The sequence below is a fragment of the Amycolatopsis alba DSM 44262 genome (assembly GCF_000384215.1).
Taxonomy (GTDB): Bacteria; Actinomycetota; Actinomycetes; order Mycobacteriales; family Pseudonocardiaceae; genus Amycolatopsis; species Amycolatopsis alba.
In genome coordinates, this window is record NZ_KB913032.1 from 1,466,647 (window position 1) to 1,491,999 (window position 25,353).

Below are 25,353 nucleotides of genomic sequence, written 5' to 3' on the forward strand. Positions count from 1 at the left end.
TCAGCCGCGGTACAGCTCGCTCACCTCGGCGCGGTCCAGTGCCCGCGAGAAGAACCGCACATCGTCGACGCCACCGGGCCAGAACCGTGCGGGCGCTCCCGCGACCTTCGCCGCCCCGACGCGGACACCGCCTGAGGCCTGCCACGGCGTGTTGAGCGTGCCGTCACCGACCCGCTTTCCGTCGACATACAGCCAGAGCTGCCCGATCGCGGCGTCGTAGGTACCGACGAGATGTGTCCAGGTGCCCTCCTCCGACGGCAGCACGCTGGAGGCGACCCTCGTCGGGTACCCGCTGTCCGAGTCGTTTTCAGCCGCTTGGAACACCCAGCGACCGAGCGGGTTGTTGTCGTCGTCGATGTTGTGCCCCAGCTGGATCCGGCTCGTCCGATCACCGTCGATGCTGACCGCGGTGACCGTGCCGGGAGTCTTCTGCGCCAGGTTCACCCAGGCGCTGACAGTGAAGCTCTGATCGGTCCGGAAGTCGACCTGGTCACCGGTGGCTTGGTCGTCGACACCGTCGAACCAGAGGGCGTTCCCCTGCCGCCCCTGGCTGAACGACGCTCCGTTGTGGAGCGACGCGATCCGCCCGGCGACGACGTCGTGAGCCTCGGTACCCGACGTTTCGTCGAGCGGCCAGTGGTTCGCGGGCGCGGGAAGTACCGGCGCGGCGGTGGCGACCGGCGCGCCGGCCAGCACGAGCAGAGCGGACGCCGCAAGGACGAAGGCGCGGCGGGACACGGCACGAACTCTCATGGTGCTACCCCCAGTGTTGTGTGAGCACAACTTTTCGCGAAACCCGGCTCGACCACAAGCGACCGAATGGATCACTCGGCCAGGCCACACCGATCCGCTGATGACAAAGGTGCCCCTTCCCACCCCCGAGTGTGGGAAGGGGCACCTCACCCCCTGCTCATTCGGCCGCGGCGAACTCCGGTTCGGCGACGGTGGAGCGGGCTTCGGCCTTGCGCAGGCCGACGACTCCGGACAGCGCCACCAGGACACTGATCACGGCGATGCCGGTGACGACGGTCAGCGCGGGCGCCAAGCCGTTCAGCAGCGCGGCCGGGCCGGTGGCGCCCCCCGCGTTGCCGGTCAGGACCGCGGTCACCACGGCGAGGCCGATCGCGCCGCCGACCTGGATCGACGTGTTCAGCAGACCGCCGGCGAGCCCCTGCTCGTCGTCGGAGATGCCGTTGGTCGCCTGGATGTTCAGCGAGGAGAACGCCAGCATGAAGCCGATGCCCAGCAGGATCATGCTCGGCAGCACCGAACCGGCGTAGCTGGAACTCTCGTCGATCCGCAGGAACAGCGCGTATCCGATGACGTGGGCGACGACACCGGCGAGGATCGTGCGCGGGGTGCCGAGGCGGTCGATCAGCGGCTCGATCCGCGGGGAACCGAAGGCCACGATCAGCGCGGCGGGCAGGAAACCGAGCGCGGTCTGCAGCGCGGACCAGCCCAGCACGGTCTGCAGGTACAGCATGACCACGAACTGGAACCCGATGTAGGCACCGAAGAACGTCGCACCACCGAGGTTGGCGCGGGCCAGCGGACCGGACCGCAGGATGCCGAGCCGGAGCAGCGGGTGCTTGCTGCGCTTCTCGATGAACACGAAGGTGACGAGCAGGGCGAGCGCGAGGACGAAGGTGATCAGCGTCCGCGGCGCGGCCCAGCCGATCTCCGGCGCCTCGACCACGGCGAAGACCAGCAGGAGCGAACCGGCGGCACCGGTGATCGCACCGGGGAAGTCGTAGCCGCCACCTTCCTGCGGGCGGTAGGACGGGATCAGCTTGATCGCGGCGGCCAGCGCGGCGAGCGCGATCGGCACCGGCAGCAGGAACGTCCAGCGCCAGCCCACCTCGGTGAGCAGACCGGAGAACACGAGGCCCGCCGAGTACCCGCTGGCACCGAAGACGGCGAAGATGCTGATCGCCCGGTTGCGGGCGGGGCCTTCGTGGAAGGTCGTGGTGATGATGGACAGCGCGGCCGGCGCGGTGAACGCGGCGGCGAGCCCCTTGATGAAGCGGGTGGCGATCAGCAGGGCGCCGTCGTCGACGAGGCCGCCGAGCAGGGAAGCGACCGCGAAGACCGCGACGGCGACGAGGAAGACCCGGCGCCTGCCGAGCAGGTCGGCGGTGCGCCCGCCGAGGAGCAGCAGGCCGCCGTAGCCGAGCACATAGGCGCTGATGACCCATTGCAGGGCACCGGTGGAGAGGCCGAGTTCGGCCTGGATGGACGGGAGGGCGACGGCGACCATCGACACGTCGAGCGCGTCGAGGCCCACGACGACGGACACGGTGAGCAGGACACCCCAGAGGCGCGCGTCCCACCTTGTCGAGCTGGTGGACAGCTGCACGGAAGAACTCATGATCGGTACACTACATGCACACGCATCTAATGCAAGTGCATTTAATGACTTTGCATAAAATTCACGTGCATGCTATCTTGGGCCGCGTGAGCGACGTCGCCGAACAAGACCTGCTGCGGGAATGGCGTGACCTGTCCGCCCGGCACGCGGCGGTGTTCGGCCGCCTCGAGTGCAGGCTCCAGGAGCGCCACGGCCTCGGTGTCACCGAGTTCGAAGCCCTGGAGCGCCTGGTCAACTGCGTTGTCGGCAAATGCCGGGCGGCCGATCTGACCGAGGTCGTCCACCTCAGCCAGAGCGCCACCTCGCGGCTCGTCGCCCGCCTCGAGCGCGAGGGGCTCGTCCAGCGCGCGCTGTGCGAGTCGGACCGGCGCGGGATCTTCGTCGTCGTGACCGACGAAGGCCGCCGTCGCTACGAAGAGGCGAAGCCGACGCACCGGGCGACCCTCGAAGAGACCCTGCTCCACACCTAACCCCCTCTCTCCCCCCTTGCCGCCCCCTTTCGTTCGGCAAGTCCGTGAAGTAAAGAACCTTTGACACCATGTCTGGAATTCTTTACTTTGGACGTCGTGGCACTGGAAGAGAAACGCGCGTGGATCATGGCCGTGGTCACGGTCTGCGCCTACACGGTGTACCTGATCGTCGTCCTCGGCCGGTCCGGCCCCGGACCACTCGTCGATGTCCCTTACGTGGCAACGTTGCTGTGGACCGTCGCGGCGGCCATCGTGGCCTCGATCGTGCTGCACGTCGCGGCGTCGATCGCGTCGCCGCGTGACGCGGGCCGGAAAGACCAGCGGGACCGCGAGATCGGCCGGTTCGGTGAGCACATCGGACAGTCGTTCGCCGTGATCGGCGGCGTCGCGGCGCTCGTCATGGCGATGGCGGAACTGGACCACTTCTGGATCGCCAACACCGTGTACCTCGCCTTCGTATGCGCGTCCCTGCTCGGTTCGATCGCGAAGATCGCCGCGTACCGCCGGGGATTCCAGACATGGTGAAACCGACCAAGGTCACGAACTCCATCCGCGCCCTGCGGTTCACCAAGGGCGAGATGACCCAGGCGGAACTCGCGGACCGGGTCGGCGTCACCCGCCAGACGGTCATCGCGATCGAGCAGGGCCGCTACTCACCGTCCCTGGAGATGGCCTTCCGGATCGCCAGGGTGTTCGGCGTCGGGCTCGACGACGTCTTCCAGTATCCGGACCAGGAAACGAGGCCGCCATGAAGGCGATCGTCCAGCACGAATACGGCACCACCGACGTCTTGAAGCTGACCGATCTTCCCGAACCCGAAGCGGGACCAGGCGGCGTGGTCGTGCGGATCCGGGCGGCGGCCGTCGATCCCGGCGTCTGGCACCTCATGGAGGGCACGCCGTATCTGGTGCGGTTGATGGGTTTCGGAGTGCGGAGACCGAAGACCCGCGTCCGCGGCCTCGACTTCGCAGGTGTCGTGCACGCTGTCGGCGCCGACGTCACGCGATTTCAGGCAGGTGACGAGGTTTTCGGTACCTGCCAAGGCTCTTTCGCCGAGTTCGCACTGACCACAGTGGACAAACTCGCGAGAAAACCCGAACGGCTCGGCTTCGAGGAAGCGGCCGCCGTCCCCATCTCCGCGTTCACCGCGCTCCAGGCGCTCCGGGATCGGGGACAGGTCGCGCCCCGGCAGAAGGTCCTGGTCATCGGCGCGGGCGGCGGCGTGGGCACGTTCGCCGTACAGATCGCCACAGCGTTCGGCGCCGAGGTGGACGGTGTCTGCGGTCCGGGCAAGGTGGACCTCGTCCGATCGCTCGGCGCGGGCACGGTGTTCGACTACACGCGCGAAGAGTTCGGTGGCGGCTACGACCTCATCCTCGACACTGCGGGCAACCGATCGCTGACGCTGTTGCGGAAATCCCTTACCCGACAAGGGACTCTGGTGATCGTCGGCGCCGAAGGCAAGGGGAAGTGGATCGGCCCGGTCGCGCGCACCCTTCGGGCACTGCTCCTCGGGCCGTTCGTGAAGCAGAAGCTCCGAGGCCTGTTTTCCACGGAGAACCAGGACGATCTCCAGACGCTGCGCGCGCTCATCGAGGCGGGGAAAGTGAAGCCGGTCATCGACCGCGCGTTCCCGCTGGCCGAGGTGCCCGAGGCCATCCGCTACGCGAGGGACGGGCACACGCGCGGCAAGGTCGTCATCACCGTCTGATGTTCGTCCTCACGTTCATCTCCGGCCATCTCGGCCGTGTTCGGTGTCGGAGAGCGATCCGCCGAACCGAGGAGACCACCGATGTCCGTCAACCGCCGGGACCTGTTGCGAGGCGCCGCCACGGCCGGCGCGCTGGGGCTGGCCTGGCCGTTGAGCTCGCGGATGACGGTCGCGCAGGCCGAGGAGGCCGCGGCGGCGCTGGGCGCGACGTGGGACGAGGCGCCGTTCACGCTCGGCGTCGCGTCCGGCGACCCGGTCCCGCACGGTGTCGCCCTCTGGACCAGGCTCGCTCCGAAGCCGATGGAGTTCGAGCAGCCGCTGGACGACACCGTCGAGGTCGCCTGGGAGGTCGCCACCGACCGCGGGTTCCGGCGCCGCGTGGCCCGCGGGACGACGGCGGCCACGGCAGGGCTCGGGCACAGCGTGCACGTCCCGGTGTCCGGCCTGGAGCCGGGCTCGCAGTACTACTACCGCTTCCACGCGCTCGGCAAGGTCAGCCGGGTCGGCCGCACCCGCACGGCGCCGGTCGGGCCGGTCCGGCGGGTGCGGTTCGCCTCGGCGAACTGCCAGGCGTTCCACGACGGGTTCTACGCGGCGCACGCCGGGATCGCGCGCGAGGAGCTCGATTTCGTCGTCCACCTCGGTGACTACGTCTACGAGCACGGTCAGGTCGGCGGGAACCCGCTGCGCGACCACGAAGGTCCCGAGGTGCTGACGCTGCCCGCATACCGGCGGCGGCACGCGCTCTACAAGTCCGACCCCTCGCTCCGGGACGCTCACGCGGCGCACCCGTGGTTCATCACCTGGGACGATCACGAGGTCGTCAACGACTACAGCGGGACCACCCCGTCGTTGCTGGCACGGCGGTCGGCGGCGTACCAGGCCTGGTTCGAGCACATGCCGGTGCGGCCCGACCACCCCTCGACACCGAGGATCCACCGGCAGCGCCGCTGGGGCGACCTGCTGGAGCTGTCCATTCTGGATCTCAGGCAGTACCGGTCGGCGCAGAACCTGCCCGGCGGGACGATCCTCGGCGCCGATCAGAAGGGCTGGCTCAAGGATCAGGTGACCGGCGCCGGCGAAGCGTGGCACTGCTGGGTGAACTCGATCATGCTGAGCCAGCTGGCGAAGCCGGGCGGCGGCTACATGTTCACGGACCAGTGGGACGGCTTCCTCGCCGAACGCAAGGAGGTACTGACCCACGTGGCCCAGAGCGGCCTCGAAGATCTCGTGGTGATCACCGGCGACTGGCATTCCGCGTTCGTCGACGACATCCGCCCGGACTTCGCGGATCCGTCCACCCCGGTGATCGGCACGGAGTTCACCGCGCATTCGGTCACCTCCGGTGCGTACTCCCCCGAGTGGAACGCCACGAACGGGCCGAAGATGGGCGCGGCGAACCCGCACCTCAAGTACTTCGAGGGCGACCGGTACGGCTACGACGTCTACGAGGTCACGCCTCGCCGCTGGAGCACGCACATGCGGGTGATCGGCGACCGGCGCGACCCGCGTTCGCCGGTGAGCACCCTGACGACGTTCCACGTCGACCGCGGCAAGCCGGGATCCTACGAGGACCGCGCCACGGTCACGTCTCCCGCGCAGTACCGGCGCTAGGCCAAAAGGGGCGCGAAGAACTCAGAAGAGGGTCGGGGGACGCTCTTTCGGAGCAGCGCGGTTCACCGCACGCGTTCTCATTTCACCTGCCCGATGAATTCACGACAATTCTTCCGTGCGGCTAATCTGAGCTTTCCATTGGGAACGATCAGCGGGAGAAAGCAATGAAGAAGAAAATCGCCGCTTTAGTCATGGCCGCCTTTTCGGCGGCCGGATTCCTGGCCGCTTCACCGGCCTCCGCGGCGACCGAAGGCCAGTTCCCGCCCTACGGATGCGACAGCAACCGCTACGGAGTCCTGTTCGGCGAGGCGATTTCCACGACCTGCTTCTCCCTGCCGAGATACTCGGAAACCTATCGGGTGGTCGCCCACTGCGCGTCGGGCGCTTCACTGTGGTTCACCGTCGGACATTGGGTTCCGATCGGCTTCGGCCCGTCGACCGCGGAATGTCACGGCGGACTGCTCGCGAACGCCTACGTCGCGGGATATCACGTAGAGGACTTCTAATATCTCGATGAAACGATGTTGATCTTCCCTGGGCGTTTCAGCGTCCGCTCCCGGCGGGTCCCCACCGGTCCACTTCCGCGGTGAGCCACCGATGCAGGGAAAAGGCAAGCTCGACCGGCGCGTCGAACTGGATGAGATGCCCGGCGTCCGGAATGACGTCCAGGAGGGCACCGGGAATCGCGTTCGCGAGCTGTTCCGCCCTGTCCACCGGGATCCACGTGTCGTCCGCGCCCCAGATCACCTTCACCGGCAACGCGAGTTCCGGATAACGGTCCTGGACCTCGTCGGTGTACCGGACGTCGGCCTCGGCGATCTGCCGGTAGAAGGCACGTTGCCCTTCCACGTCCAGCCACGGTCCGGTCAGCGTGGCCAGCTGCGCGCCGGTGAGACCACGATGGGAGGCCGTCCCGATGTAGGACTCCAGAGCGCCTTTGTGCACCGTCGGTGGCTGCGCCTGGAAGACCTCGGAGTTCTCCGCGACCAGCCGGAAGAACTCCGAACCCCATGGCCGCAGCGCGACGACGTCCACCAAGGCGAGGGAGGCGTATTCGGCGCCGTGCAGCAGCTTCGCGCGCAGGGAAACGGCGCCGCCGTAGTCATGGGCGATCACGTGCGGGGCCGTCAGCCCCCAATGCCCGAGCAGATCGGCGAACAGCTCACCCTGCGTCCCGAGATCGACGGCGTGACCGGGTTCTTTCGACGAGCGGCCGTAGCCCGGCATGTCCCAGACGTGGACGGCGAACTCCTTGCTGAGCGCCCGCGCGAACGGCGCCCACAGCTGCGCCGACCACGGTGTCCCGTGGCACAGCACCACCGGGGCGCCTTCGCCGAGACGTTCCCACGCGACCGAACGGCCTCGCCACTCGTACGTCCGCGACAGCTCCAGCTCACCGAAACCCATGATCGCGATCGTAGTGCCGGTCAATCGGGCAGATGCAGCTCCGTATGGCGTTTGGACAGCATCTCCGCCAGTTCCCGGAGTTTGATGTTCATGTTCTGCGACGTATGCCGCAGCACCTCGAACGCCTCCGCCGCATCGATCCCGCGGCGCGCCATCAGGATGCCCTTGGCCTGCCCGATCGCGTCCCTGCTGTCCAGCGCCTGCTGGAGCTGTTCCTCCTGCAGCTGACCGCGCGTGACAGCGTGCGTGGTCGCCAGCGCCAGCGACGCGTGTGTCGCCAGCAGCAACAGCACGTCGCGGTCGGCCCTGGCGATCCCGTACGGACGTCGTGAGTAGACGTTCAGCGCGCCGGAAAGGTGCGACGTCGACTCCTCCGGCAGCAAGGCCGTCGAAACCAGCGAGTGGAAGCCGAGCGCGGCGGCGGCAGGGCCGAAGCGCGGCCAGCGAGCGTCTTCGGCGAGGTTGTCGCTGAAGGCGGCCGCCGGTCCCGAGACCCGCGCCGCTTCGACGCAGGCACCCTCGCCGTACTGGTATTGCAACTGGTCGAGCTCGCCGGCGATCTCGTCGGTCCGCACCGGGGTGTGGAATCCGCCGTCGGGATCGCGGAGGGTGACACTCACCAGATCCGCGCCCGGCACCAGGTCCCGCGTCGCGAAGACCACTCGTTCGAGCACCGCCGCGACCGAACCGGAATCCAGCAACGCCCTGGTGAGGGAGACGAACTGAGTGACCAGTGGCCCGGTCAGGAGCCGAGCGCCGTTCTCGGAGCTCACCGGCAGTTCGCCGTCGCCGGCATCCTCGACGAATCGGTTCTTGTCCTGCTGCCAGTCGATTTCATCGGCCAAAGCCCGCCTCTCCCACTTCTGCACATCGGCGTGATGCACCACGGGAGTCACCGGCGGGAACCGGCGCCGAGCGCGCACCATCAACCGCCGCAACCAACCCGGTTACCGGCGGATCGGCGCTAACTTCTCAACGCTCAGAACCGCTTTCTGAAGGCGACCTTAGCCGAATGCGATCACCTCGCCTACCGCGACCCACGTTCGGCCGGTCCCGGCTCGCCTCGCCCGGTCGCTCCGACGACAAACCGCTCGGCCACCTGGCGTAACGCGCCGTTCCCCCGCTGGGGCCGGACCACCGGCGACGAGAACGCCCGTCTTCGCCGACCCGCCCCGTCACGCCGCCATGAGCACGCCCGCGACCCCGGCCGGAGCCTCGCATACCCCCTTTTCCGAAGAATTACCCGTTCGAGCGCCGACTCATGTTTCACACCGGGCGCCGGTTGGTATCCAGGTCTCATGTCGCCGAGAACCGGAGGTGATCGCCGTGACCTCGCTCCGGGCAGAGGAGCAACGCCGGATCGTCGCAGCGTGCTTCGAGCGGGCCGGGCTCACCCTGGAGCAACTGTGGCTGCGGTACTTCGCACTCGGCGGCGACGTCAGCGAACTCGAACTGGAGGCGTTCTTGCAGGGGCTGCTTCCCCTGCCCAGGATCCAGCGGGACATGGTGGCTCACGCGATCAACGAGCGGCTCGAAGAGGTCTCCGGGGTGCACCAGGCGCCCTACAGCCGTGAGACCGGAGAGAACAACCGTCCTCGCGGTCCGTTGGCCGCGCTGGTGGGGCTCCTCGACGGCGCCCACCGGGCCCCGCCGGAGCGCTTGCCCTGGATCATCGCCGCGGCGGGCCTCTCACTGGATCTCAAGATCACTGTCTACCTCGTCGACCACGACCAGCGGCAGCTGATCCCGCTTCCCGACGGGTCCGCATCCGGCCGGGTGCCACTGGCCATCGAGGCCAGTACCGCCGGCCGGGCGTACCGGCACGCCGACACCGTGCCGGACGAGAAGCAGGGGGTACCGCGGTTGTGGACCGTGCTGCTGGACGGCGACGAACGCCTGGGCGTGCTCGAAGCCGAAGCCGAGGAGGAAACCGACCTCCACGACCCCGCCCTGCGAGCCCAGTTCCGATGGCTCGCGTCGCTGTCCGGCCATCTTCTCGCCGTGGCGAGGAGATACGGCGACGGCCTCGACAGCCCGCTATGGCAGCAGCGGCGCGGTCCTGCGGCGGAACTGCTCCAGCAGAACCTGCCCCCGTCGACGGCGGCGACGCGTGACGTCGTGGTGGCGGGCGGTATCGAGCCTGTCTACGACGTTCGTGGCGCCACCTTCGACTACGCCCTTTCCGAAACGACAGCGCGGCTGGCGATCTTCGACGCCGGTCGCTACGCCGCGCACGCGAACCTGATGGTCTCGGCCGCACTCGCGGCCTATCGATCCGCTCGCCGCGAGGGCCGCGGGCTCCGCGACCAGGAGGCCGCCGTGGACCAAGCCCTGATGACCCAGTTCGGAGACGGCGCCGCCGTTCGCGGCACGCTGGTCGAAATGAACCTCGCCGAGGGCACTCTTCGTTGTCTCCAGGCGGAGGGGCAACCGCCGATCGTCCTCGGCACCGGCCACGAACCGACCACAGTGGACAGTGCACGGCGCCCGCCGTTCGGTGCCGGGACGCCTCGCCGGATCGCGAGCGCCCGGCTGAGGCCCGGAGATCTCCTGGCCCTGCACACCGACGGTCTCTCAAGTGCGCGTGACATCGACGGCGAACGGTTCGCGCTCGCCGGATGCCTGGACGCCAACGCCGGGTACGTGCCACCCGAGATCGTCCGACGCGTGCTTCAGAAGGCGAGATCCCACTGCCGCAACAGCTTCACCGAAGACGCCTGCCTGCTGATCGCCCGTCTGCCTGCCCGTCCTTGAGCAGGCTCAGCCGCTGAATTCGACTTCTTCCGTCGTGACGGTGCCTCCCTTCCGGCCCGGTGCGGCCTGGTATCGCCAGTACAGGTTCGTGTGCGCGATGACCTGCTCCGGCGCCGGTGCTCCCCAGCCCGACTTGTCCACCGTCGTATGCGCGTCGCCGACCAGCGTCGCGTCATATCCGCGGACCAGGGCGCCGTGCAGCGTCGAGCGGATGCAGGCGTCGGTCTCCGCCCCGACGACCACGAGCCGCCCGACGCCACGTTCGGCCAGCACCTTCTCCAGATCGGTGTCCTCGAAAGAGTCCCCATAGGACTTGTGGACGCGTGGCTCGGCGTCCTCGGGGGTCAGCTCGCCGACGATGCGCCATTCCTCGCTGTCCCGCACGAGTTCCTCATCGGAATGCTGAACCCAGACGACCGGGACCTCTTCCTTACGTGCCTTGCCGACGAGAGCGCCGATGTTCGCGACCACGGCGTCGCGATCGTGGCCCTCGTCGACCACGCCGTTCTGGACGTCGACGACCAGGAGCGCGGTGTTCGGCCGGTTGTCGAGTGTGGTCATGATGGGGTATCCCTCCAGGTCAGGCTGCTGCGGCAGACCTTAACCCGGAGCACCGACAAGAACCGGCGATCAAGCTCCTGGAACCGCCAGAGCCTTCGTGTTGCGCTGGATGTCGGACCAGGCCCCGTCACGGCACACCCCGCAGGACGGGCCGAAGAACTCGGCGCGGGCCCGTTCGTCGCCGGAAAGCCAGAACCGGAACCACGCCGTGATCGCGCCGCGGAACCCGCCACCGTCACCGACCGGCGTGAAATGGGTCGCCTTGCCGAGTTCGCCGTAGATCGCGGGCACCTGGTCCGCGAGCCGGTAGCGCGGGATGACCAGCAGCCAGGGAACGACGATCGTGTCGAGCTGGCCGCCGAGGAACAACGATGGTCCCTTCAGGGCCGCGGCGGAACCTTGCGGCCCCGGCTCGATCGGGATCGTGGTGGTGACGCGGGAATCCGCGCCGGCGGCGATCGCCCCGCCACCGCCCTGGGAGTGGCCGGTGGCGCCGATGTGCGCGGTGTCGATCTTTCCCTGGTAAACGCTGCCCGGACGGGAGTTTTCGGCGATCAGGGTGGTGGCTCCGGCCAGCATCTCCGCGCCGGAGCCCGCGTTCGGCGTGTCGGCCGCCGCGACCACGAAGCCATGGGAGGCCAGGTGGCGCAACAGGCCGTCATAGATCTTCGGGTTCGCGCCGGTTCCGTTGCCCCACAGGATCACTGGATGCTTCTCCAGCCGCGAAGGCCGGTACACGGTGTGCGTGCTGTCGAGGGCTTCGACGGTCACCGCGAAGGGACCGGGTGCGCTCCACCGGTCCGAGATCCCGGTCGTGGCCGACGCGGCGGGCGTGATGCCCACGGTCGCCAGCGCGGCCATTCCGACGATCAGTGTCCGTGCGCGCAGTCTCCCCATGGTGGTCACCGTCCCGTTCCGCCAGCGCCCCGTTGCCCGCGACGTTCCCTTCCCAGGGTGTCGGTCCGGTCACCGCAGGTCCATGGGACCGATCACAAGATCGGACGCGAAGGTCTTGTAACCGGTCCCAAACCGGGTCAGCTGACGAGCTGCCACAGGTAGCTCGGGCTCGTCACCGGCGCGACGGCCTTCTTCTTCCAGAGGTACTTCACCTTGCAGGGCGGGACGATCCGGTACTTCTGCACGGTGAACGAACGGCCTTCCTTGTACTGCTGAAGCCGCAGCGTCTTCCCGGCGGGCACCGTCGCGGCGTACGACCAGGAATCGGACTTCGCATAGCTCGCGCCGACGGTCACCGCCAGCGAGACACTCGCTTTGGCGAAGATGACGCCCGCCTCGGCGCTGGTCGTGCCGGTGATGGAGGCGTTGACCGAGGAGGTCGTGGTCTTGTTGTAGGTGATCGTCCCCGGCCCTTTCAGGTAGTCGCTGCGCAGGTTCGTCTTCATCCAGGCCTTGGCGCCGTTGGAGATCGTGTAGCCGGGCGGATCGTTGACCTCGGGGCAGGGCTGGATCGCGAGTGCCTGGGCGCCGGCGCCGAGTGCCGCCGGCGCCACGCACGCCGCACAGCCGAGCAGGACAGAAGCGGCCATCGACCGGAAACGCATCGCGAACCTCCCGTTGTCGATCATGAACGCACGGTAGTACTGCCATGGACGGCAGCCGGGAAAACCAACCTGTTCGAGTTACGCCCGTCTGTCCACTGTGGTCACCCGAACGTCGACAAACCGGCCAGGAGCCTGTCGACGTCGTCGGCACTGGTGTACGGTGCGAGCCCGACCCGGAGCGCCGGGTCCTTCAGTTTCAAAGCCGCAAAGACCTCGTAGGCGTAGAAAGACCCCGCCGGGGCGACGATCTTCCTTTCGGCGAGATGCCGTTCCGCTTCGAGCTCGCGGCCGCCGAGGCTCATCAGCAGGGTCGGGGTCCGGTCGGCCGCCTTGCCGTGCAAGGTGACCGCGTCGCCCAGTCCCTTTTCCAGTTTGGTACGCAGCAAGATTTCGTGTTCGTGCAAGGAATCGAGCGAGTTCGCCAGCCGTTCCCGCCGTGAGCCGCCCGTTCCGGGGTCGAGTTCGGCGAGAAAGTCCACCGCCGCCGACGCGCCCGCGAGGATCTCGTAGGGCAGGGTGCCGAATTCGAACCGCTCGGGCACGGTGGCGGGAGACGGCATGAGCTTGTCCGGCTCGACGGTTTCGAGAAGCGCGGGCGAAGCGCCGAGCACACCGCAGTGCGGGCCGAGGAACTTGTACGGCGAACAGACGAAGAAATCCGCTCCCAGCGCGGGAACGTCCACCAGGTCGTGGGCGGCGTAGTGCACGCCGTCCACGAACACCAGCGCTCCGGCGTCGTGGGCGAGATCGGCGATCCGGCGGATCGGCGGTTTGGTGCCGAGGACGTTCGAAGCCGCCGTGACCGCGACCAGCCTGGTCCGCTCGGTGAACACGAGGGAATCGACGTCGAGTTCGGTGGTTTCGGGGTCGATGCCGAGCCAGCGGACGGTCATCCCCGCCCGTTCGGCGGCCTGGACCCAGGGCCGGATGTTGGCGTCGTGGTCGAGCCTGCTGACGACGATCTCGTCGCCTTCGCGCCAGTTCTTGGCCAGGTGGCGGGAAAAGTCGTACGTCAGCTGAGTGGCGCTACGACCGTGAACGACACCTTCGGCTGGCACGTTGAGAAAGTCGGCGTAGGCGGCGCGAAAGCCCGCGACGGCGGTCTCCGCGTTGAGCTGGGACGGGCTGACCGTCCCCCGGTTCGACAGCGGAGCGGTCAGCGTCCCGGTGATGGCGTCGGCGACGGCACGGGGTGTCTGGGTACCCGCGGGTCCGTCGAAGAAGGCTGTTCCGTCGGCGAGGGAAGGGAAGTGATGCCGGAGGGCGGCGACGTCGATGGCCATGACCTCGACTCTGGCATCCGGCGGGGGGCCGGGTAAACGCTTCGTGGCCGGAAGTTTCTCCGGCCACGAAGCGGCTCAGGCTCAGTACAGCGTCAGCCGGTACGCACCGGACTGCGCGGTGCCCGAGAACAGGTACCGGCCATCGGCACTGATCGCCAGCGAGAGCACCCTGGCGTCGGGAAGCGCGCCCGGTACCGGCGACCAGGTACGGCCGAAGTCCGTGCTGCGCAGCACGCCTCCCCCGGTCGAACTGCTCGCGAACCACACCCGGAAGTCGAACGGATGCGGCAGGATCCGGCTGATCTCGCGGGAGTCGCCGCCGTCGAGGACCCGCCGGAACGTCCGGCCGTTGTCCTCGCTGAGCAGGATGCCCGCGCCACCGGCGAGGACGCGCCCGCCACCCCATCGGCTGACCGAGATCGAACTGACCGGTTCGTCGGAGACGTGGGTCCAGGTCTTGCCGCCGTCGTCCGACCGGTTCAGGCCGCCGGAGTCACCGCCCCAGACCCGGTTCGCGTTCCACGGGTCGCCCGCGAACGCGATGAACCCGATGTCGGTCGTGAGCTTTTCCCAGGTCTTCCCGGCGTTGTCACTGCGGTAGAGCACGTAGCCGGTGGGCGCGAAGGCCGAGACGAAGATCCGGTCCGGGTCGGCGGGATGCGCGAAGATCGTCCTGGGGATTCCTTCCTTCGCCTTCGCCGCGAACTGCCAGGTGCGGCCGCCGTCGCCGCTGCGGAGCACGTCGAGCGCGAACCCGTTCCGGGTGACCTGCCAGACGACGTCCGGGCGGCTCGGCGAGACGGACAGACGCGCGTCTTCGTGCAGCCGGTCGGCGGGGTGCGACTGCCAGGCCCGGTCCGCCGCGGCGATCTTGCCGCGCGGGAGCGGGGTGTTGTAGATCTCCTGCACACCGGCCGCGACGACGCTCTCCTTCAGGATGTTCCCGGTGGTCACGAGGTCGCGCATGGATTCGCCGGGCACGCCGATCTGCTGGTAGCCGTTCTTGCCGCCGTCCGCGTACACCCCTCGGTACATCGCGGAGATCAGCGTGGTGGCGGGTTTGCCCGCCGAAGCGGGGAGTTCGATCATGTCGCTGACGCCCTCGCCCGCGGCGGGTACCGGCTTGCGGGTCCAGGTGCGGCCGAAGTCCGCGCTGACGTCTATGTCGTTATACGTCGCGACGTACAGGCGCCCGCCGACGAAGTGCGGTTCGCGCAGGGGCTGTCCGCCCGGTTCGCGCCGCAGCACCGTCCAGGTCTTGCCGCCGTCGGTGGAACCGTGCAGCTCGGGGCCGACCGTGACCACGAACCGCTTGCCGTCGGAGGCGACCTGATTGATCTCGCCGTTCGTCCGGTACACGAGTTCGGCGCGCGGTTCCTTGCCGCTGACGCCGCGGACCGCCCACAGCGAGTACTCGGGATAGACCGTGGTGAAGTAGGCGTCGTCGCCGACCATGACGAGCTTGAGCGCGCCGACCGGCGCGGCGATCCCCTCACGCGGCCAGGTCCTCGGCACGTCGTTCCAGTTCTCGCCGCCGTCGGTGCTGACGCTCAGCGTGTCGAGGTTCTGCACCACGACGACCCGGCCGGTGGGATCCGTGGCCATGCCGAACGCGCCGTCGGGGTACCACTCGCGAAGGGTCTCCCAGGTCTGGCCGCGGTCGGTGGTGCGCAGCAGCATCCCGTGCCACTCGCCGACCATGCCCGCGGGTTTGTTGCCCACCGCGAGCATCCGGTCCGGATTCACCGGATCGACGAAGAATCCCTGGATGGAGGTGTCCGACGGCAGTCCCCGGCGCGCACTCCAGGAGGCGCCGCGATCGCCGGAGAACCAGAGCGCGGGCGGGCTGGGCTGCATCATCGCGAGCCCGGCAGGCGAAACGGCCAGCAGGCCGCCGACGCTGTTCGGGCCGATCGGTTCCCAGCCGCCGCGCGGCAGCCCGGTCGCGTTGACGTCCGAGGGCGGCTGCTGGGGTTCGGCGGTGGCCACCGACGTCGCCCCGGTGGTCCCGAGAACCGTCAGCAGCCCGAGAACGAACATGCGTTTGGTGATCGATCTCAGTTTCATGCGGGAGATCTTGGCGCAAGATCCGCCAAAGGGATAGAGATTCATCGGATCTTTACTGGACAACTAGCCGTGTCATCCCGCTCAGACACTTGTCAAGACTTGACTTTGGGTCAACTCATCGGATCACTATCGCGATCAGCGCGGCCACGAGCAGGCCGAGGTACGCGATCGCATGGGCGCGGTCCGGGATCCGGCCGACCACCCGGCGCGTCACCGCGATGGTCGGCAGCGACCCGCACAGCAACGCGCCCGCGGCCACCAGGTCGATGTAGCCGAGGTGAGCGGCGCTCGAAGACGTCCCCGTCGCCGCGAAGGCGTAGACGGCGGTGCCGATCACCGCCACCGGCAGGCTCAGCGGATTCGCCAGTGCGGCCGCGTCGGCCATCGGCAACCCCTTGCGGCGCAGGAGCGGGACGGTCAGCACGCTGCCCCCGACCCCGAGAAAGCTCGCCACGGCACCGATCCCGGTCCCGCCCGCGGTGACGGTGAGCCCGCCGAGCGCACGGGGCCGGGTGTCGTCCCGCCTGCTCACGAAACCCTTGCGGACCAGGCTGTCGACGATGGTCAGCGCGAGGTAGGCGACGAAGAGCCAGCGCAGGACGCTCTCGTCGGCCGCGGTGGCGGCGAAGGAGCCGAGCACGGCGCCCAGGCCGATGAAGGCGATGAGCGGCCACAGGTAGTCGCGGCGAAGCCGTCCGGTCCGCAGCTGGGCGAGGGTCGCGCTCCCGGAGTTGACCACCATCACCGCGGTCGAGGTGGCCACCGCGACGTGCATCGCGCCAAGGGCGTGCTCCGGCTCGGCGAGCGCGAAGGCGTAAACGACCGGCACGGTGATGAATCCGCCGCCGAATCCGAACAGGACGGTGGTGACGCCGCTCAGGCAGCCGAATCCGAGGAGCACCGCGATCTCGATCAACACTCCCTCGACGGTAGGCGCTCCCGATACGGCGGGCATTCGAAAGGACGCCACTTTCTTTCGCGTATCGGACAGCCGGAGTAGCCTGGGTGACGTGCGCGACATCCCCATCGACGAGGTCGACCATCTCGACCGCGCGGTGGTCGCGATCCGCACCGATTACCCGCCGGGACACCGGATTCCCCCGCACCGGCACCGGCGGGCGCAGTTCCTCTACAGCGCGACGGGATCGATGCGGGTCGAAACGGCCGACGGCACGTGGACCATCCCGACCCGGCGCGCGGTACTCGTCCCGCCGGAGACCGGTCACCAGGTCTTCACGACGACCGTGAGCACCAGGAGCCTGTACATCGAACCGAAAGCGGTGCCGTGGTTCCCGCGGCGATGCCAGGTCGTCGAGGTCTCCGCGCTGCTCCGGGAACTGCTGAACGAGGCCGTCGACGTGCCCGAGCTGTACGCCCCGCGCGGGCGGGACGCCGCGGTCATCGGCCTGATCCTGCACGAGATCCGCCGTTCCGCCCCGGTCCGGCTCGATCTGCCCCTGCCGAAGCACGAACGGCTGCGCGCGCTGTGCGAGTCCTTTTTGGAGGATCCGGACATCCACGACCCGTTGAGCGCCTGGGCATCCCGGCTGCACGTGAGCGAGCGGACGGTGAACCGGATCTTCACCGCCGAGACCGGGATGGGGTTCGCCCGCTGGCGGCAACGGGCCTGCGTCCTGCATTCCCTGTCACTGCTGTCGGACGGCCTTCCCATCGCCGGGATCGCCGCCTCGCTCGGCTACGAGAGCCCGGCCGCGTTCTCCACGATGTTCACCCGGCTTCTCGGCACACCGCCGAGGGACTATCGCGCGGCGTCCGCGCTCTGACCGCCGAACTGCCCAGGTATCGTCGGGACCGCAATGTGGGACCTTCCCTTGAGCAGGAAAGCAGGACGATCATGATCTTCATCACGGCGAAGTTCCGGGTTCGTCCCGAACACGCGGACCGGTGGCCGGAAATCGCGCGCGACTTCACCGAGGCGACCCGCGCCGAGCCCGGTTGCCTTTGGTACGACTGGTCCCGCAGCCTCGACGACCCGAACGAGTACGTTCTCGTGGAGGCGTTCCAGGACGACGACGCGGGCGCCGCCCACGTCGGTTCGGAGCATTTCCGCGCGGCACAACGTGAGCTGCCGCAGTACCTGGCCGAGACGCCGCGGATCGTCAACGCGAAGGTCGATCAGGACGGCTGGTCGGAACTGGGCGAACTCGCCGTCGAGTAGGTTCCGCTTCCCGCCCCGGTTCCCGCCGGACCAGGGCGGGACTCAGGCACGCTGCGCGCGTGCCGCCCCGACGCAGTACGCCCCGAACGCGGCGACTCCGACGGCCACCACGATGAGCAGCACCGTGCCGAAAGGCTGGGCGGCCAAGGTGCGCAGGGCGGCGTCGAGCCCGCCGGAGCGGGACGGGTCGTGCTCCAGCGCCGCGTAGCCGAGGAGCACGGCGACCACGCCGAATACGACACCCCTTGCCGCGTAACCGATCCTGCCGAGCCTCTCGACCCATCGCCGCGTCCCCGAAGGCAACTTCGAGAGGTCGAGATCCCGCACGAAGGTGCGGCGCACGCCGTTCACCACCGAAGCGACGGCGACACCGAACACGACGACGGCCGCCGCGATCACCAGGAACGGGCCGGCAGGCAACCCGAGCAGCATCGCGGTGTACTCCTGCTGCTTCTGGTCGGTGCTGCCCTGGTCTCCCGCTCCCGCGGCGAGCCGGGCCGCGTAGACGCCCAGCGAGATCCCGGCCAGGCAGCGCACTCCGGAGGTCACCCGCTTGACGGTGCGGCGCTCCTGCTTGTCGATCCAGGTGTACCCGGTAGCGGCCAGCAGCGCCTGCCACAGCCCGTACGCCACGAGTCCCGCCGCCAGCACCCACAGCAGGACACCGCCCACCGGGGTCGAACCGACCTCGGCGACCGCGCCGCGGCCATCGGCCTCCTGACCGCCGCCGCCGACGGCGATCCGCACCGCCAGGTAGCCGATGAGCAGGTACACCAAGCCGTAGCAGCCCATCCCGATCCGGCCGAGCACCTGGACGGCTTTGTTGTGGCGCACCTGTCTCGCCTTGGTCGCGGGCATCCGGTCCACCCTCCTCGTGAGTCTTCCTCCGAGTCTCGCCGCCGGGAGCCCTTGCCGCCGCGCGAGTGGGCCATCCGGCCGAACGACCCACTCGCCTCGAGGTCCGTCACCGAAACGATCAGCGCCCCAAAGCGACTTCCCCCGCCGGTGTCCGCAGCGTCACCCGCAACGAAGGTTCCGCCGACTCCCCCACCGTGACGCAATCCGCCAGGCCGAGCAGCGCCAGGTGCTCCCGCACCGTCGCGGCCTCGGGATGAGACACGGTCAAGGACACCAGTCCGACCCCCTTGACCGACAACTCGGCGGCGTACGCGTCGCTCTCCCATTGCACGAGGAACGGGACGACCCCGCCGAACGTCAGCCCGCCGGCGGGGACGGCCGCCCGCCACGCGAGGCGGACACCGTCACCCCGGTCGCGGGACATGGCCACGACCGGGTCGAACCGGAACCCGCGCTCGCCCGCCTCGCGGACGACCTTGTCCACGTCGTCCACCCTCGCCGCCCACGTGGCCAGCCGCGGCCGGGTCAGCCGGTCGATCCCGAGCGGCCGCCCGTTCTCCGGATCAGGCAGGTCCCGGTCCGGGCCCAGCACCTCGAAATACGTCCGCCCGCCGAGATCGGCGAGATAGTTCCGGGTACCGAGGGTGAGATGCCTGCCGCCGGGGGAAAGCCGGACCCCGAACCGCCGGTTCAGCTCGTCGACGGTCGCCGGGAGATCCGGCGTGGCGTACAGGATGTGGTCGATCACGCCGTTCCGGCCGATACTTCGGGCGACTCCTTCTTCGGCACGCGGACGAGGGTGAGCATGGCCACCGCGACCAAGACCTCGACGGCGCCGAGGAGCGGCCACAGCACCGAGGTCCCGAGAACCAGGAACAGCCAGCCGCCCACCAGCGGGGCGACGGTGTTGCCGAGACCGAAGGCGAACTGGAAACTCCCGATGTACCGGCTCTTCAGCCGCCCGGCACCGACGACAGCGGGGTAGGCGAACAGCGAAGGCGCGCTGACGATTTCGCCGAGCGTCCACAGCAGCGTGCCGCCCAGGATGACCAGCGGCACCATCGGCAGCCCGTAGAACCCGACGCCGAGCCCGACCAGCGCGAGGCCGATGGCGATCGACAAGCGCATCGGCATCCGCTGGACGAGCTTGGTCGAGGGCAATTCCAGCAGGATCACCACGATGCCGTTCACCGACACCGCGAGGGTGTACCAGAAAATGTCCAGGCGCGCTTCGTTCACGGTGAGGGGCAGCGTCGACAGATACTGCTGGTAGACGATGGTGTGCACGGCGGCCACCAGCAGGAAAATCGCGTAGCGGCGATTCCGGAGCACGGCAAGGTAACCGCCGCGGGCGGGTTTGCTTTCGGCTTCGCCGTCTTCGGGTTCCGCCATCGCCCGCGCCGCCTCCCGGTGCGGCAACAGCAACCAGGCCGCCACCGCGTACGCGACCGCCACCCCCGCCTCGGTCAGGAAGACCAGGGTGTATTGCTTGTCGTCCAGGTAGTAGAGAGCGAATCCGAGCAGTGGCGCGACGGCGGTGCCGAGGTTGAGGCCGAACCGCCAGATCGCGAAGATCATCACCTGGTTGTCCGCCGGGGTGAGGTCCGAGAGCAGGGTGGCCGAGGCGGGCCGGAAGATCTGCGAGGCGACCCCGACGAGCGCACTGGCCACCACGAGCAGCGGATACTGGCTCGGCACCAGCATGAACGCGATCAGCAGGCCGCTGACCCCCATGCTGATCGCGGTCGCGACCCGCGGCCCGAACCGATCCGAAAGTGCCCCGCCGACCACCGTGCCCACGACCCCGCCCGCCCCGTAGGCGCCGAGCGCGAACACGGCCTGGGCGGTCGAGAAGCCGCGCGCGGACACGAACAGCACCAGGAAGATCACGAGGAAGCCGCTGAGACGGTTCACCACGACGCCGACCATGATCGTCTTCGCCGCCGCCGGCGCGTCGCGGAAAGTCTCCCAGACACCCGGTTTCTGCTCAGCCCCAACTTCCGCCATACGGACCCCTTACGAACCGGCGAGCGAATCTTCACCCGCGCTGATCGGATTTTCGTCGAAAACAGCGGCGACAACCCCGGAAACCGTCGTATGGAATCGCTCCGGGAACGCATGTCCCATTCCCTCTTCGTAACTGAGAGAACAGTCGATCCCTTGAGCGCGAGCCCATACGGCGAAGCTTTCACATGATGCCGTCGACTCCGGTGTTCCGCCAGGGAAGATTCGAATTCGAGGCCCGATCATCACTTTTTCCGTGAGCGGCCGCATATGCGGCGCGAACGCGAGCGCGCCGTCCACCGCGACGGCACCGGTGAGCGCCGCCTCGACCGCGATCCGGGCGCCCGCCCCGAGTCCGGCGAGGACCATCGGTATCGCGGATCCGTATTCGGCCCTCGCCGCCCGCACGACGGTCCGGACGTCGGCGAGGGCGCGGTCGCGATCTCGCCACTCGTAGACGTTTTCGGCGACCAGCTGCGGAGAGCGCACCAGGAACGCCGCGCACGACCCGAGCTCGGCCCAGAGCGAGGCGAACAGGTCCGCGGGCGCCGGACCGTTGCCGTGCAAGGAGATGACCACCCCGGCCGGCCGCGTGGGCGGGCGGAAGACCGTCCACGCGACCTCGGCGCGCTCCTGAGCCGCCCGCCAGCGCAGTTCCGACCTGGCCCGGATGCCTGCCTCGTCGAGCGGCCAGATGGCGGCCAGCGCCGGATCCGCCAGCAGCGGCGGGCTCCACCAGCCGCCACGTTCGTCGGCTTCGGCGAGCAGGCGCAGACCGGCGTCCGGGTCGCCGCGCAACGCCAGGACACCGGCGCGGATGTAAGCCGACCACACCCAGAGCCCTGGATGCTCGGTCCCCAGCCGTGTGGCCAAGGCGTCGACCTGGGTCAGCTCCTCCTGTTCGTACGCCTCCATGAGCCGGGCGAGGACGCGGTCGGCACGAGAGGTCATGGCCGGCGGGCCGCCCACGAGAAGAGCCCGTCCGGGTCGAACGCGGCGCGGATCGCGTTCAGCCGGGCCGCGCTCGGGCCGTAGACGGCGTCGTGCACGGCTTCCGCGTCTTCGTCCAGGCCCGAAAAGTTCAGGTAGACGCCCCCGTTCGCGTGTGGCCCCAGCGCCGCCCATGCCGACCGGGACCAGTCCAGGATCGCGTCGTCGAGTCCGGCGTCGCGCCAGATCGCGTTGACGTTGACGTTGAATCCCGCCCCGCGGTGCGGGAACGCGCTCCGCTCCGGCGGCACGGCCCGGATCGCGCCGCCCATCGTGCGGATCACCAGTTCGGCGCCCGCGGCGGTCGACCGGGCCTGCTGATCGAGCAGGGTCCGGATCGCGTCGTCGGTGAGCTCGTCCAGGAAATGCGACTTCATGAAGGACCGCGTCGCCCCCGCGGGCGGGCTGGGCGACTGCTCGTAACCGACGGTCCCGCTCACGTCGAGCAAGGGGGTGCCCAGCCGTCGCAGTGGCGCGAGCGCCGCCTCCGCCCGCTCCGGCGGGCCCGCGAACACCGCGCCGACCCCGACGATCGGCGTGTCGTGCAGTTCGGCGGGCACCTGCGGATACGGCGGCATACCGCGCAGGATCGCCATCGGCGACACCGTGTCCGGCACGGCGGACACCGCGTCGCGCCAGGCCCGCAACACGGATTCCCCTTGCTCCGCCGGGTAATACACCTCCACGATCGAGACGGACGGCCCGAGGTCGACGAGGTCGAACTCCAGGCTGGTGACGACCCCGAGCCCGCGGCCACAGCCGCGCGCCGCCCACAGGAGGTCCGTGTGCTCGCCCGGCCCCGCGGTCCTGACCAGCCCGTCCGCCGTCACGATCTCGATCGAGCGCAGGTGATCGCAGGTCAGGCCGTGCGCCCGCGCCAGCAGCCCGATCCCGCCGCCCAGCGCGAGACCCGCCACCCCGGTGCCCGTCACGTCCCCGCCCGGCACGGCCAGCCCGAAGACCTGGGTCTCGGTGTCCAGGCTGCCGACGGTCGTCCCGGCCCGCACGCGGGCCGTCCGGCGCGCCGGATCGACGTCCACGCCCGTCATCGCCGACAGGTCGATCACGAGCCCGTCGTCGCAGACCGCGCTGCCTGCGACCTGATGGCCGCCTGCCCGGATACTCACCGGCGGACGGTGTTCCCCGGCGAAACGCACCGCTTCGACCACGTCCGCCACGCTGGAGCAGCGCGCGATCACCGCGGGCCGCCGGTCGATCAGCCCGTTCCAGACGCCACGCGCGCGGTCGTATCCGGGATGGTGCCGGTCGATGATCGTCCCGCCGAACCCCGGCCCGAACGCCTTACCGGGTTCGACGCTGTCCTCAATGGCCGGCATCGGCCGTGATCCGCGTGGCGACACAGATTCCCGGACCCCAGTCCAGCAAGGACACGTGGAAGTCCGGCTCGCCGTGGATCTCCGCGCGGAACTTGTCGACGCGGTCCTTGCTCGGCCGCACCTGCGGATCCCAGGCCGCCGACCAGATGACGTCGTCGCAGACGAACAAGCCACCAGGGGCGATCCTGGACAGCGTCAGCGCCCGCTCCTCGTACTTGGGCACACTGGCGTCGACGAAGATCAGGTCGAAGAGCGGGCCGTCGTAGGCCCGCAGCCAGTCGACGGCGTTGGCCTGCACCACTTCCACCCTGGAATCGGAAGCCAGCATCTCCTTGCTGATCTGGGCCGCCTCCGGATGCACCTCCAGGGTGATCAGCCGCGCGGCGGGATCCATGCCGTCCAGCAGCCATCCCGCGCCGACGCCGACGCCCGTGCCGATCTCCAGCAGCCTGCCGCCCGGTTTGCTCGCGGCCAGCGTCCGCAGCAGCTGGCCCGTGTCACGGGCGCTGGACATGTGGAAGTCCTCTTCCATGGCGCGTTTCTCGGCGACCGTGACCAGCCGCGGGACCTTCAACTCTTCGGGCATGCTTCCTCCACGTCGTCCATCCACTGCAGTAACGGCGGATAGGCCAAGCGAGCCCCGCGATCGGTGCGGATGGCATGGCCTTCGCCGTCGAGTTCCACGAAGGTGGCCTGCTGGTCCATCCGGTCGATATGCCGCAGCACGGCACTCATCGGAATCCGGTTGTCCAGTTCGCCGTGCGCGAGGAAATAGCGTTTGCGCAGCCGGGCGGCCCCCAGGGGCGCACGGTCCCGGAACGCGAATCCGGCGAACTGGCGGACGCCGGGATGCGTCGTCCCGGCGAGGTCGTCGTGGTGCAGGAAGCCACCCAGCAGGGCCACGCCGACGCACCGGTCCGACAGTTCTCCCGCGAGGCCCGCCACGTAACCGCCGTAGCTCATCCCCATCGTGACCACCGGACCGTCGCCGAGTTCCTCGATCACCGCGCACAGGTCCGCCACGTCGTCCGCCCCGTACCGGACCGGTCCCTTCGGCCGGAACTCGGGCTGGCGCAGACCGCTGGACCGCAGGTTGACCCGCACGACCCGCCAGCCGGCTTCGGCGAGCGCCGTCGCCAGCGACGTGAACTCGCCCCACACCGGGACATGCGGACCGCCGGGGACGAAGAACGCCGTCCCGCGGCGAGCGCCAGGCGGCTCGTGGACCAGGCACGGCAGCAGCTGATCCCCTCGCCGCACGATCACGTCGCGGACCTCGCCGCCCGGATCCGGCAGGGAGGTGTCGCCGAGCGCCCGGAGCGAACGCCGCAGCGTGGGGGCGCCGACGGCGGCGACACACGTGCCGTCCGGCGCGGCGGCCACGGACCGGACGGATCCGACCGCGCCGGGCGCCCACACCGGCTCCACGCTCCCGCTCGACCAGTCCCAGACGTACGGAACGACGCTCGGCCATTCCTCGGCGCAGACCACGACGCGGGTGCCGTCCAGCCACGCCGAGGTCGGCAGCAGGACCTTCCGCAGGGATCCCGAGCTCAGCACCCGGCCGGTTCCGCAGGCGAACACGACGGTCTGATAGCTGCTACCGCTGCGGATCACGGCCAGCACGGCCTCGCGGTCCGGTGACGGCGACAGATGCGACAGCGTGGCCCCGCGCGGCATCGGGATGTTCCAGCCGGGGCCGATGATCGCCGAAGTGCCGTCCGGCCGCGGGACGGCCTGCACGAGTTCACCGCCGGAGGTGAGGGCGGCGGCGTTGCCCGCGGCGCTGCGATGGGCAAGGAGACGTCCGTCCCAGTCGCTGATCCCGCCCTCCTCGACGCCCTCCTCGATCACGTCCCAGCGGCCGTCGCGCAGGGCGAGCTGCGCGCCGTCGTCGGCGTGATGCTCGTGCCGCAGCAGGCTCAGGTGCTCGCCGCCGTCCGACATGGGCCGCCGGATCCAGCCGGCAGGCGCGGGGAACTCCGTCCAGGCACGGGCCGCCGGATCGAACTGCCCCAGCCTGCGATCGCCCCAGGCGTCGGTGGAGATCAGCCATCGATCGCGGTACCGGCAAACAGAATTCGGCAGATAGTCCACTTGGGACAGCCGGAAGGCGGCCGAGAGCCCCCGGACGACGTCGTCCGGGCGGTCCGGCAGATCAACGAGAAACCGGGGTGCCGTCGTCATC

The 25,353-nt window shown here is 69.2% G+C and carries 26 protein-coding genes; 9 read left to right on the forward strand and 17 right to left on the reverse strand.

The genetic code is table 11. The annotated features are described in order from the left end of the window. Nucleotides 1-753, reverse strand: coding sequence for a LamG domain-containing protein (locus AMYAL_RS47765; protein ID WP_084702097.1), 753 nt, complete (start codon nucleotides 751-753; stop codon nucleotides 1-3). Nucleotides 754-910: 157 nt separating this feature from the next. Next, complete coding sequence (locus AMYAL_RS0106705; RefSeq protein WP_020630541.1) at nucleotides 911-2,368, reverse strand: MFS transporter; 1,458 nt, start codon at nucleotides 2,366-2,368, stop codon at nucleotides 911-913. A gap of 86 nt (nucleotides 2,369-2,454) precedes the next feature. Between AMYAL_RS0106705 and AMYAL_RS0106710 the strand changes: the two genes are divergently transcribed. The 6 genes from AMYAL_RS0106710 (at nucleotide 2,455) to AMYAL_RS0106735 (ending at nucleotide 6,669) form a co-directional block, all read left to right on the forward strand. Then, nucleotides 2,455-2,838, forward strand: a complete 384-nt coding sequence (locus AMYAL_RS0106710) for a MarR family winged helix-turn-helix transcriptional regulator (RefSeq protein WP_020630542.1) — start codon at nucleotides 2,455-2,457, stop codon at nucleotides 2,836-2,838. Nucleotides 2,839-2,934: 96 nt separating this feature from the next. After that, on the forward strand, nucleotides 2,935-3,363 hold the full coding sequence (locus AMYAL_RS0106715; RefSeq protein WP_026466807.1) for a hypothetical protein: 429 nt from the start codon (nucleotides 2,935-2,937) through the stop codon (nucleotides 3,361-3,363). Then, the gene (locus AMYAL_RS0106720) at nucleotides 3,357-3,590 is read left to right on the forward strand and encodes a helix-turn-helix transcriptional regulator (protein ID WP_020630544.1); all 234 of its coding nucleotides are present in this window, start codon (nucleotides 3,357-3,359) and stop codon (nucleotides 3,588-3,590) included. Before AMYAL_RS0106715 ends, AMYAL_RS0106720 begins: the two co-directional genes overlap by 7 nt. Then, complete coding sequence (locus AMYAL_RS0106725) at nucleotides 3,587-4,549, forward strand: NAD(P)-dependent alcohol dehydrogenase (RefSeq protein WP_020630545.1); 963 nt, start codon at nucleotides 3,587-3,589, stop codon at nucleotides 4,547-4,549. Before AMYAL_RS0106720 ends, AMYAL_RS0106725 begins: the two co-directional genes overlap by 4 nt. 81 nt (nucleotides 4,550-4,630) lie before the next feature. Beyond that, the gene (locus tag AMYAL_RS0106730; RefSeq protein ID WP_020630546.1) at nucleotides 4,631-6,163 is read left to right on the forward strand and encodes an alkaline phosphatase D family protein; all 1,533 of its coding nucleotides are present in this window, start codon (nucleotides 4,631-4,633) and stop codon (nucleotides 6,161-6,163) included. A 164-nt stretch (nucleotides 6,164-6,327) separates the two neighbouring features. Then, complete coding sequence (locus AMYAL_RS0106735; RefSeq protein WP_020630547.1) at nucleotides 6,328-6,669, forward strand: hypothetical protein; 342 nt, start codon at nucleotides 6,328-6,330, stop codon at nucleotides 6,667-6,669. A 37-nt stretch (nucleotides 6,670-6,706) separates the two neighbouring features. Here AMYAL_RS0106735 and AMYAL_RS0106740 read toward each other — a convergent pair whose 3' ends face one another. Together AMYAL_RS0106740 and AMYAL_RS0106745 are read right to left on the reverse strand one after the other, a co-directional pair. Continuing rightward, on the reverse strand, nucleotides 6,707-7,570 hold the full coding sequence (locus AMYAL_RS0106740; RefSeq protein ID WP_039793844.1) for an alpha/beta fold hydrolase: 864 nt from the start codon (nucleotides 7,568-7,570) through the stop codon (nucleotides 6,707-6,709). A gap of 20 nt (nucleotides 7,571-7,590) precedes the next feature. Next, nucleotides 7,591-8,415, reverse strand: coding sequence for a GAF and ANTAR domain-containing protein (locus tag AMYAL_RS0106745; RefSeq protein WP_425332173.1), 825 nt, complete (start codon nucleotides 8,413-8,415; stop codon nucleotides 7,591-7,593). Nucleotides 8,416-8,887: 472 nt separating this feature from the next. Between AMYAL_RS0106745 and AMYAL_RS0106750 the strand changes: the two genes are divergently transcribed. Further along, a complete protein-coding gene (locus AMYAL_RS0106750; RefSeq protein ID WP_020630550.1) occupies nucleotides 8,888-10,324 on the forward strand; it encodes a PP2C family protein-serine/threonine phosphatase in 1,437 nt (478 codons plus the stop codon). Nucleotides 10,325-10,330: 6 nt separating this feature from the next. Here AMYAL_RS0106750 and AMYAL_RS0106755 read toward each other — a convergent pair whose 3' ends face one another. The 6 genes from AMYAL_RS0106755 to AMYAL_RS0106780 form a co-directional block, all read right to left on the reverse strand. After that, entirely contained in the window at nucleotides 10,331-10,885 is a 555-nt protein-coding gene (locus AMYAL_RS0106755) for an isochorismatase family protein (RefSeq protein WP_020630551.1), read from the reverse strand. A 69-nt stretch (nucleotides 10,886-10,954) separates the two neighbouring features. Continuing rightward, nucleotides 10,955-11,782 carry a poly(ethylene terephthalate) hydrolase family protein gene (locus AMYAL_RS0106760; protein WP_020630552.1) on the reverse strand — a complete coding sequence of 276 codons (828 nt, stop codon included), beginning with the start codon at nucleotides 11,780-11,782 and terminating at the stop codon, nucleotides 10,955-10,957. Nucleotides 11,783-11,919: 137 nt separating this feature from the next. Then, a complete protein-coding gene (locus AMYAL_RS0106765) occupies nucleotides 11,920-12,471 on the reverse strand; it encodes a hypothetical protein (RefSeq protein WP_020630553.1) in 552 nt (183 codons plus the stop codon). 77 nt (nucleotides 12,472-12,548) lie between these two features. After that, complete coding sequence (locus AMYAL_RS0106770) at nucleotides 12,549-13,730, reverse strand: cysteine desulfurase-like protein (RefSeq protein ID WP_020630554.1); 1,182 nt, start codon at nucleotides 13,728-13,730, stop codon at nucleotides 12,549-12,551. A gap of 81 nt (nucleotides 13,731-13,811) precedes the next feature. Further along, complete coding sequence (locus AMYAL_RS0106775; RefSeq protein ID WP_020630555.1) at nucleotides 13,812-15,797, reverse strand: beta propeller repeat protein; 1,986 nt, start codon at nucleotides 15,795-15,797, stop codon at nucleotides 13,812-13,814. 115 nt (nucleotides 15,798-15,912) lie between these two features. Continuing rightward, on the reverse strand, nucleotides 15,913-16,716 hold the full coding sequence (locus tag AMYAL_RS0106780) for a sulfite exporter TauE/SafE family protein (protein ID WP_020630556.1): 804 nt from the start codon (nucleotides 16,714-16,716) through the stop codon (nucleotides 15,913-15,915). A gap of 91 nt (nucleotides 16,717-16,807) precedes the next feature. On the opposite strand from AMYAL_RS0106780, the gene AMYAL_RS0106785 reads away from it, so the two are divergent. Together AMYAL_RS0106785 and AMYAL_RS0106790 are read left to right on the forward strand one after the other, a co-directional pair. After that, on the forward strand, nucleotides 16,808-17,581 hold the full coding sequence (locus AMYAL_RS0106785; RefSeq protein WP_020630557.1) for an AraC family transcriptional regulator: 774 nt from the start codon (nucleotides 16,808-16,810) through the stop codon (nucleotides 17,579-17,581). Nucleotides 17,582-17,652: 71 nt separating this feature from the next. After that, on the forward strand, nucleotides 17,653-17,976 hold the full coding sequence (locus AMYAL_RS0106790) for a putative quinol monooxygenase (RefSeq protein WP_020630558.1): 324 nt from the start codon (nucleotides 17,653-17,655) through the stop codon (nucleotides 17,974-17,976). A gap of 42 nt (nucleotides 17,977-18,018) precedes the next feature. Here AMYAL_RS0106790 and AMYAL_RS0106795 read toward each other — a convergent pair whose 3' ends face one another. From AMYAL_RS0106795 to AMYAL_RS0106825, 7 genes are all read right to left on the reverse strand, one after another. Then, nucleotides 18,019-18,834: a DUF1206 domain-containing protein gene (locus AMYAL_RS0106795; RefSeq protein ID WP_084702311.1), complete on the reverse strand. Its 816-nt coding sequence runs from the start codon at nucleotides 18,832-18,834 to the stop codon at nucleotides 18,019-18,021. A 118-nt stretch (nucleotides 18,835-18,952) separates the two neighbouring features. Continuing rightward, nucleotides 18,953-19,582, reverse strand: coding sequence for a VOC family protein (locus AMYAL_RS0106800; protein WP_020630560.1), 630 nt, complete (start codon nucleotides 19,580-19,582; stop codon nucleotides 18,953-18,955). Beyond that, a complete protein-coding gene (locus tag AMYAL_RS0106805; protein ID WP_020630561.1) occupies nucleotides 19,579-20,841 on the reverse strand; it encodes an MFS transporter in 1,263 nt (420 codons plus the stop codon). The genes AMYAL_RS0106800 and AMYAL_RS0106805 overlap by 4 nt, the downstream gene beginning before the upstream one ends. A gap of 9 nt (nucleotides 20,842-20,850) precedes the next feature. Then, entirely contained in the window at nucleotides 20,851-21,789 is a 939-nt protein-coding gene (locus tag AMYAL_RS0106810; protein ID WP_143267759.1) for an alpha/beta fold hydrolase, read from the reverse strand. Further along, complete coding sequence (locus AMYAL_RS0106815) at nucleotides 21,786-23,165, reverse strand: FAD-binding oxidoreductase (RefSeq protein WP_020630563.1); 1,380 nt, start codon at nucleotides 23,163-23,165, stop codon at nucleotides 21,786-21,788. Before AMYAL_RS0106815 ends, AMYAL_RS0106810 begins: the two co-directional genes overlap by 4 nt. Continuing rightward, a complete protein-coding gene (locus AMYAL_RS45730) occupies nucleotides 23,152-23,751 on the reverse strand; it encodes an O-methyltransferase (RefSeq protein WP_020630564.1) in 600 nt (199 codons plus the stop codon). The genes AMYAL_RS0106815 and AMYAL_RS45730 overlap by 14 nt, the downstream gene beginning before the upstream one ends. Next, nucleotides 23,736-25,352: an alpha/beta hydrolase family protein gene (locus tag AMYAL_RS0106825; protein ID WP_020630565.1), complete on the reverse strand. Its 1,617-nt coding sequence runs from the start codon at nucleotides 25,350-25,352 to the stop codon at nucleotides 23,736-23,738. The genes AMYAL_RS45730 and AMYAL_RS0106825 overlap by 16 nt, the downstream gene beginning before the upstream one ends. Between the last annotated feature and the right edge of the window lies 1 nt (nucleotide 25,353).

Excerpts from the sequence above, each read along its gene's own strand:
- AMYAL_RS0106740 (WP_039793844.1), bottom strand. The coding sequence starts at position 7,570 with ATGGGTTTCGGTGAGCTGGAGCTGTCGCGGACGTACGAGTGGCGAGGC.
- AMYAL_RS0106815 (WP_020630563.1), bottom strand. The coding sequence starts at position 23,165 with ATGCCGGCCATTGAGGACAGCGTCGAACCCGGTAAGGCGTTCGGGCCG.
- AMYAL_RS47765 (WP_084702097.1), bottom strand. The coding sequence starts at position 753 with ATGAGAGTTCGTGCCGTGTCCCGCCGCGCCTTCGTCCTTGCGGCGTCC.
- AMYAL_RS0106720 (WP_020630544.1), top strand. The coding sequence starts at position 3,357 with ATGGTGAAACCGACCAAGGTCACGAACTCCATCCGCGCCCTGCGGTTC.
- AMYAL_RS0106730 (WP_020630546.1), top strand. The coding sequence starts at position 4,631 with ATGTCCGTCAACCGCCGGGACCTGTTGCGAGGCGCCGCCACGGCCGGC.
- AMYAL_RS0106725 (WP_020630545.1), top strand. The coding sequence starts at position 3,587 with ATGAAGGCGATCGTCCAGCACGAATACGGCACCACCGACGTCTTGAAG.
- AMYAL_RS0106825 (WP_020630565.1), bottom strand. The coding sequence starts at position 25,352 with ATGACGACGGCACCCCGGTTTCTCGTTGATCTGCCGGACCGCCCGGAC.
- AMYAL_RS0106790 (WP_020630558.1), top strand. The coding sequence starts at position 17,653 with ATGATCTTCATCACGGCGAAGTTCCGGGTTCGTCCCGAACACGCGGAC.
- AMYAL_RS0106705 (WP_020630541.1), bottom strand. The coding sequence starts at position 2,368 with ATGAGTTCTTCCGTGCAGCTGTCCACCAGCTCGACAAGGTGGGACGCG.
- AMYAL_RS0106795 (WP_084702311.1), bottom strand. The coding sequence starts at position 18,834 with ATGCCCGCGACCAAGGCGAGACAGGTGCGCCACAACAAAGCCGTCCAG.
- AMYAL_RS0106775 (WP_020630555.1), bottom strand. The coding sequence starts at position 15,797 with ATGAAACTGAGATCGATCACCAAACGCATGTTCGTTCTCGGGCTGCTG.
- AMYAL_RS45730 (WP_020630564.1), bottom strand. The coding sequence starts at position 23,751 with ATGCCCGAAGAGTTGAAGGTCCCGCGGCTGGTCACGGTCGCCGAGAAA.
- AMYAL_RS0106765 (WP_020630553.1), bottom strand. The coding sequence starts at position 12,471 with ATGATCGACAACGGGAGGTTCGCGATGCGTTTCCGGTCGATGGCCGCT.
- AMYAL_RS0106810 (WP_143267759.1), bottom strand. The coding sequence starts at position 21,789 with ATGACCTCTCGTGCCGACCGCGTCCTCGCCCGGCTCATGGAGGCGTAC.
- AMYAL_RS0106770 (WP_020630554.1), bottom strand. The coding sequence starts at position 13,730 with ATGGCCATCGACGTCGCCGCCCTCCGGCATCACTTCCCTTCCCTCGCC.
- AMYAL_RS0106760 (WP_020630552.1), bottom strand. The coding sequence starts at position 11,782 with ATGGGGAGACTGCGCGCACGGACACTGATCGTCGGAATGGCCGCGCTG.
- AMYAL_RS0106805 (WP_020630561.1), bottom strand. The coding sequence starts at position 20,841 with ATGGCGGAAGTTGGGGCTGAGCAGAAACCGGGTGTCTGGGAGACTTTC.
- AMYAL_RS0106735 (WP_020630547.1), top strand. The coding sequence starts at position 6,328 with ATGAAGAAGAAAATCGCCGCTTTAGTCATGGCCGCCTTTTCGGCGGCC.
- AMYAL_RS0106755 (WP_020630551.1), bottom strand. The coding sequence starts at position 10,885 with ATGACCACACTCGACAACCGGCCGAACACCGCGCTCCTGGTCGTCGAC.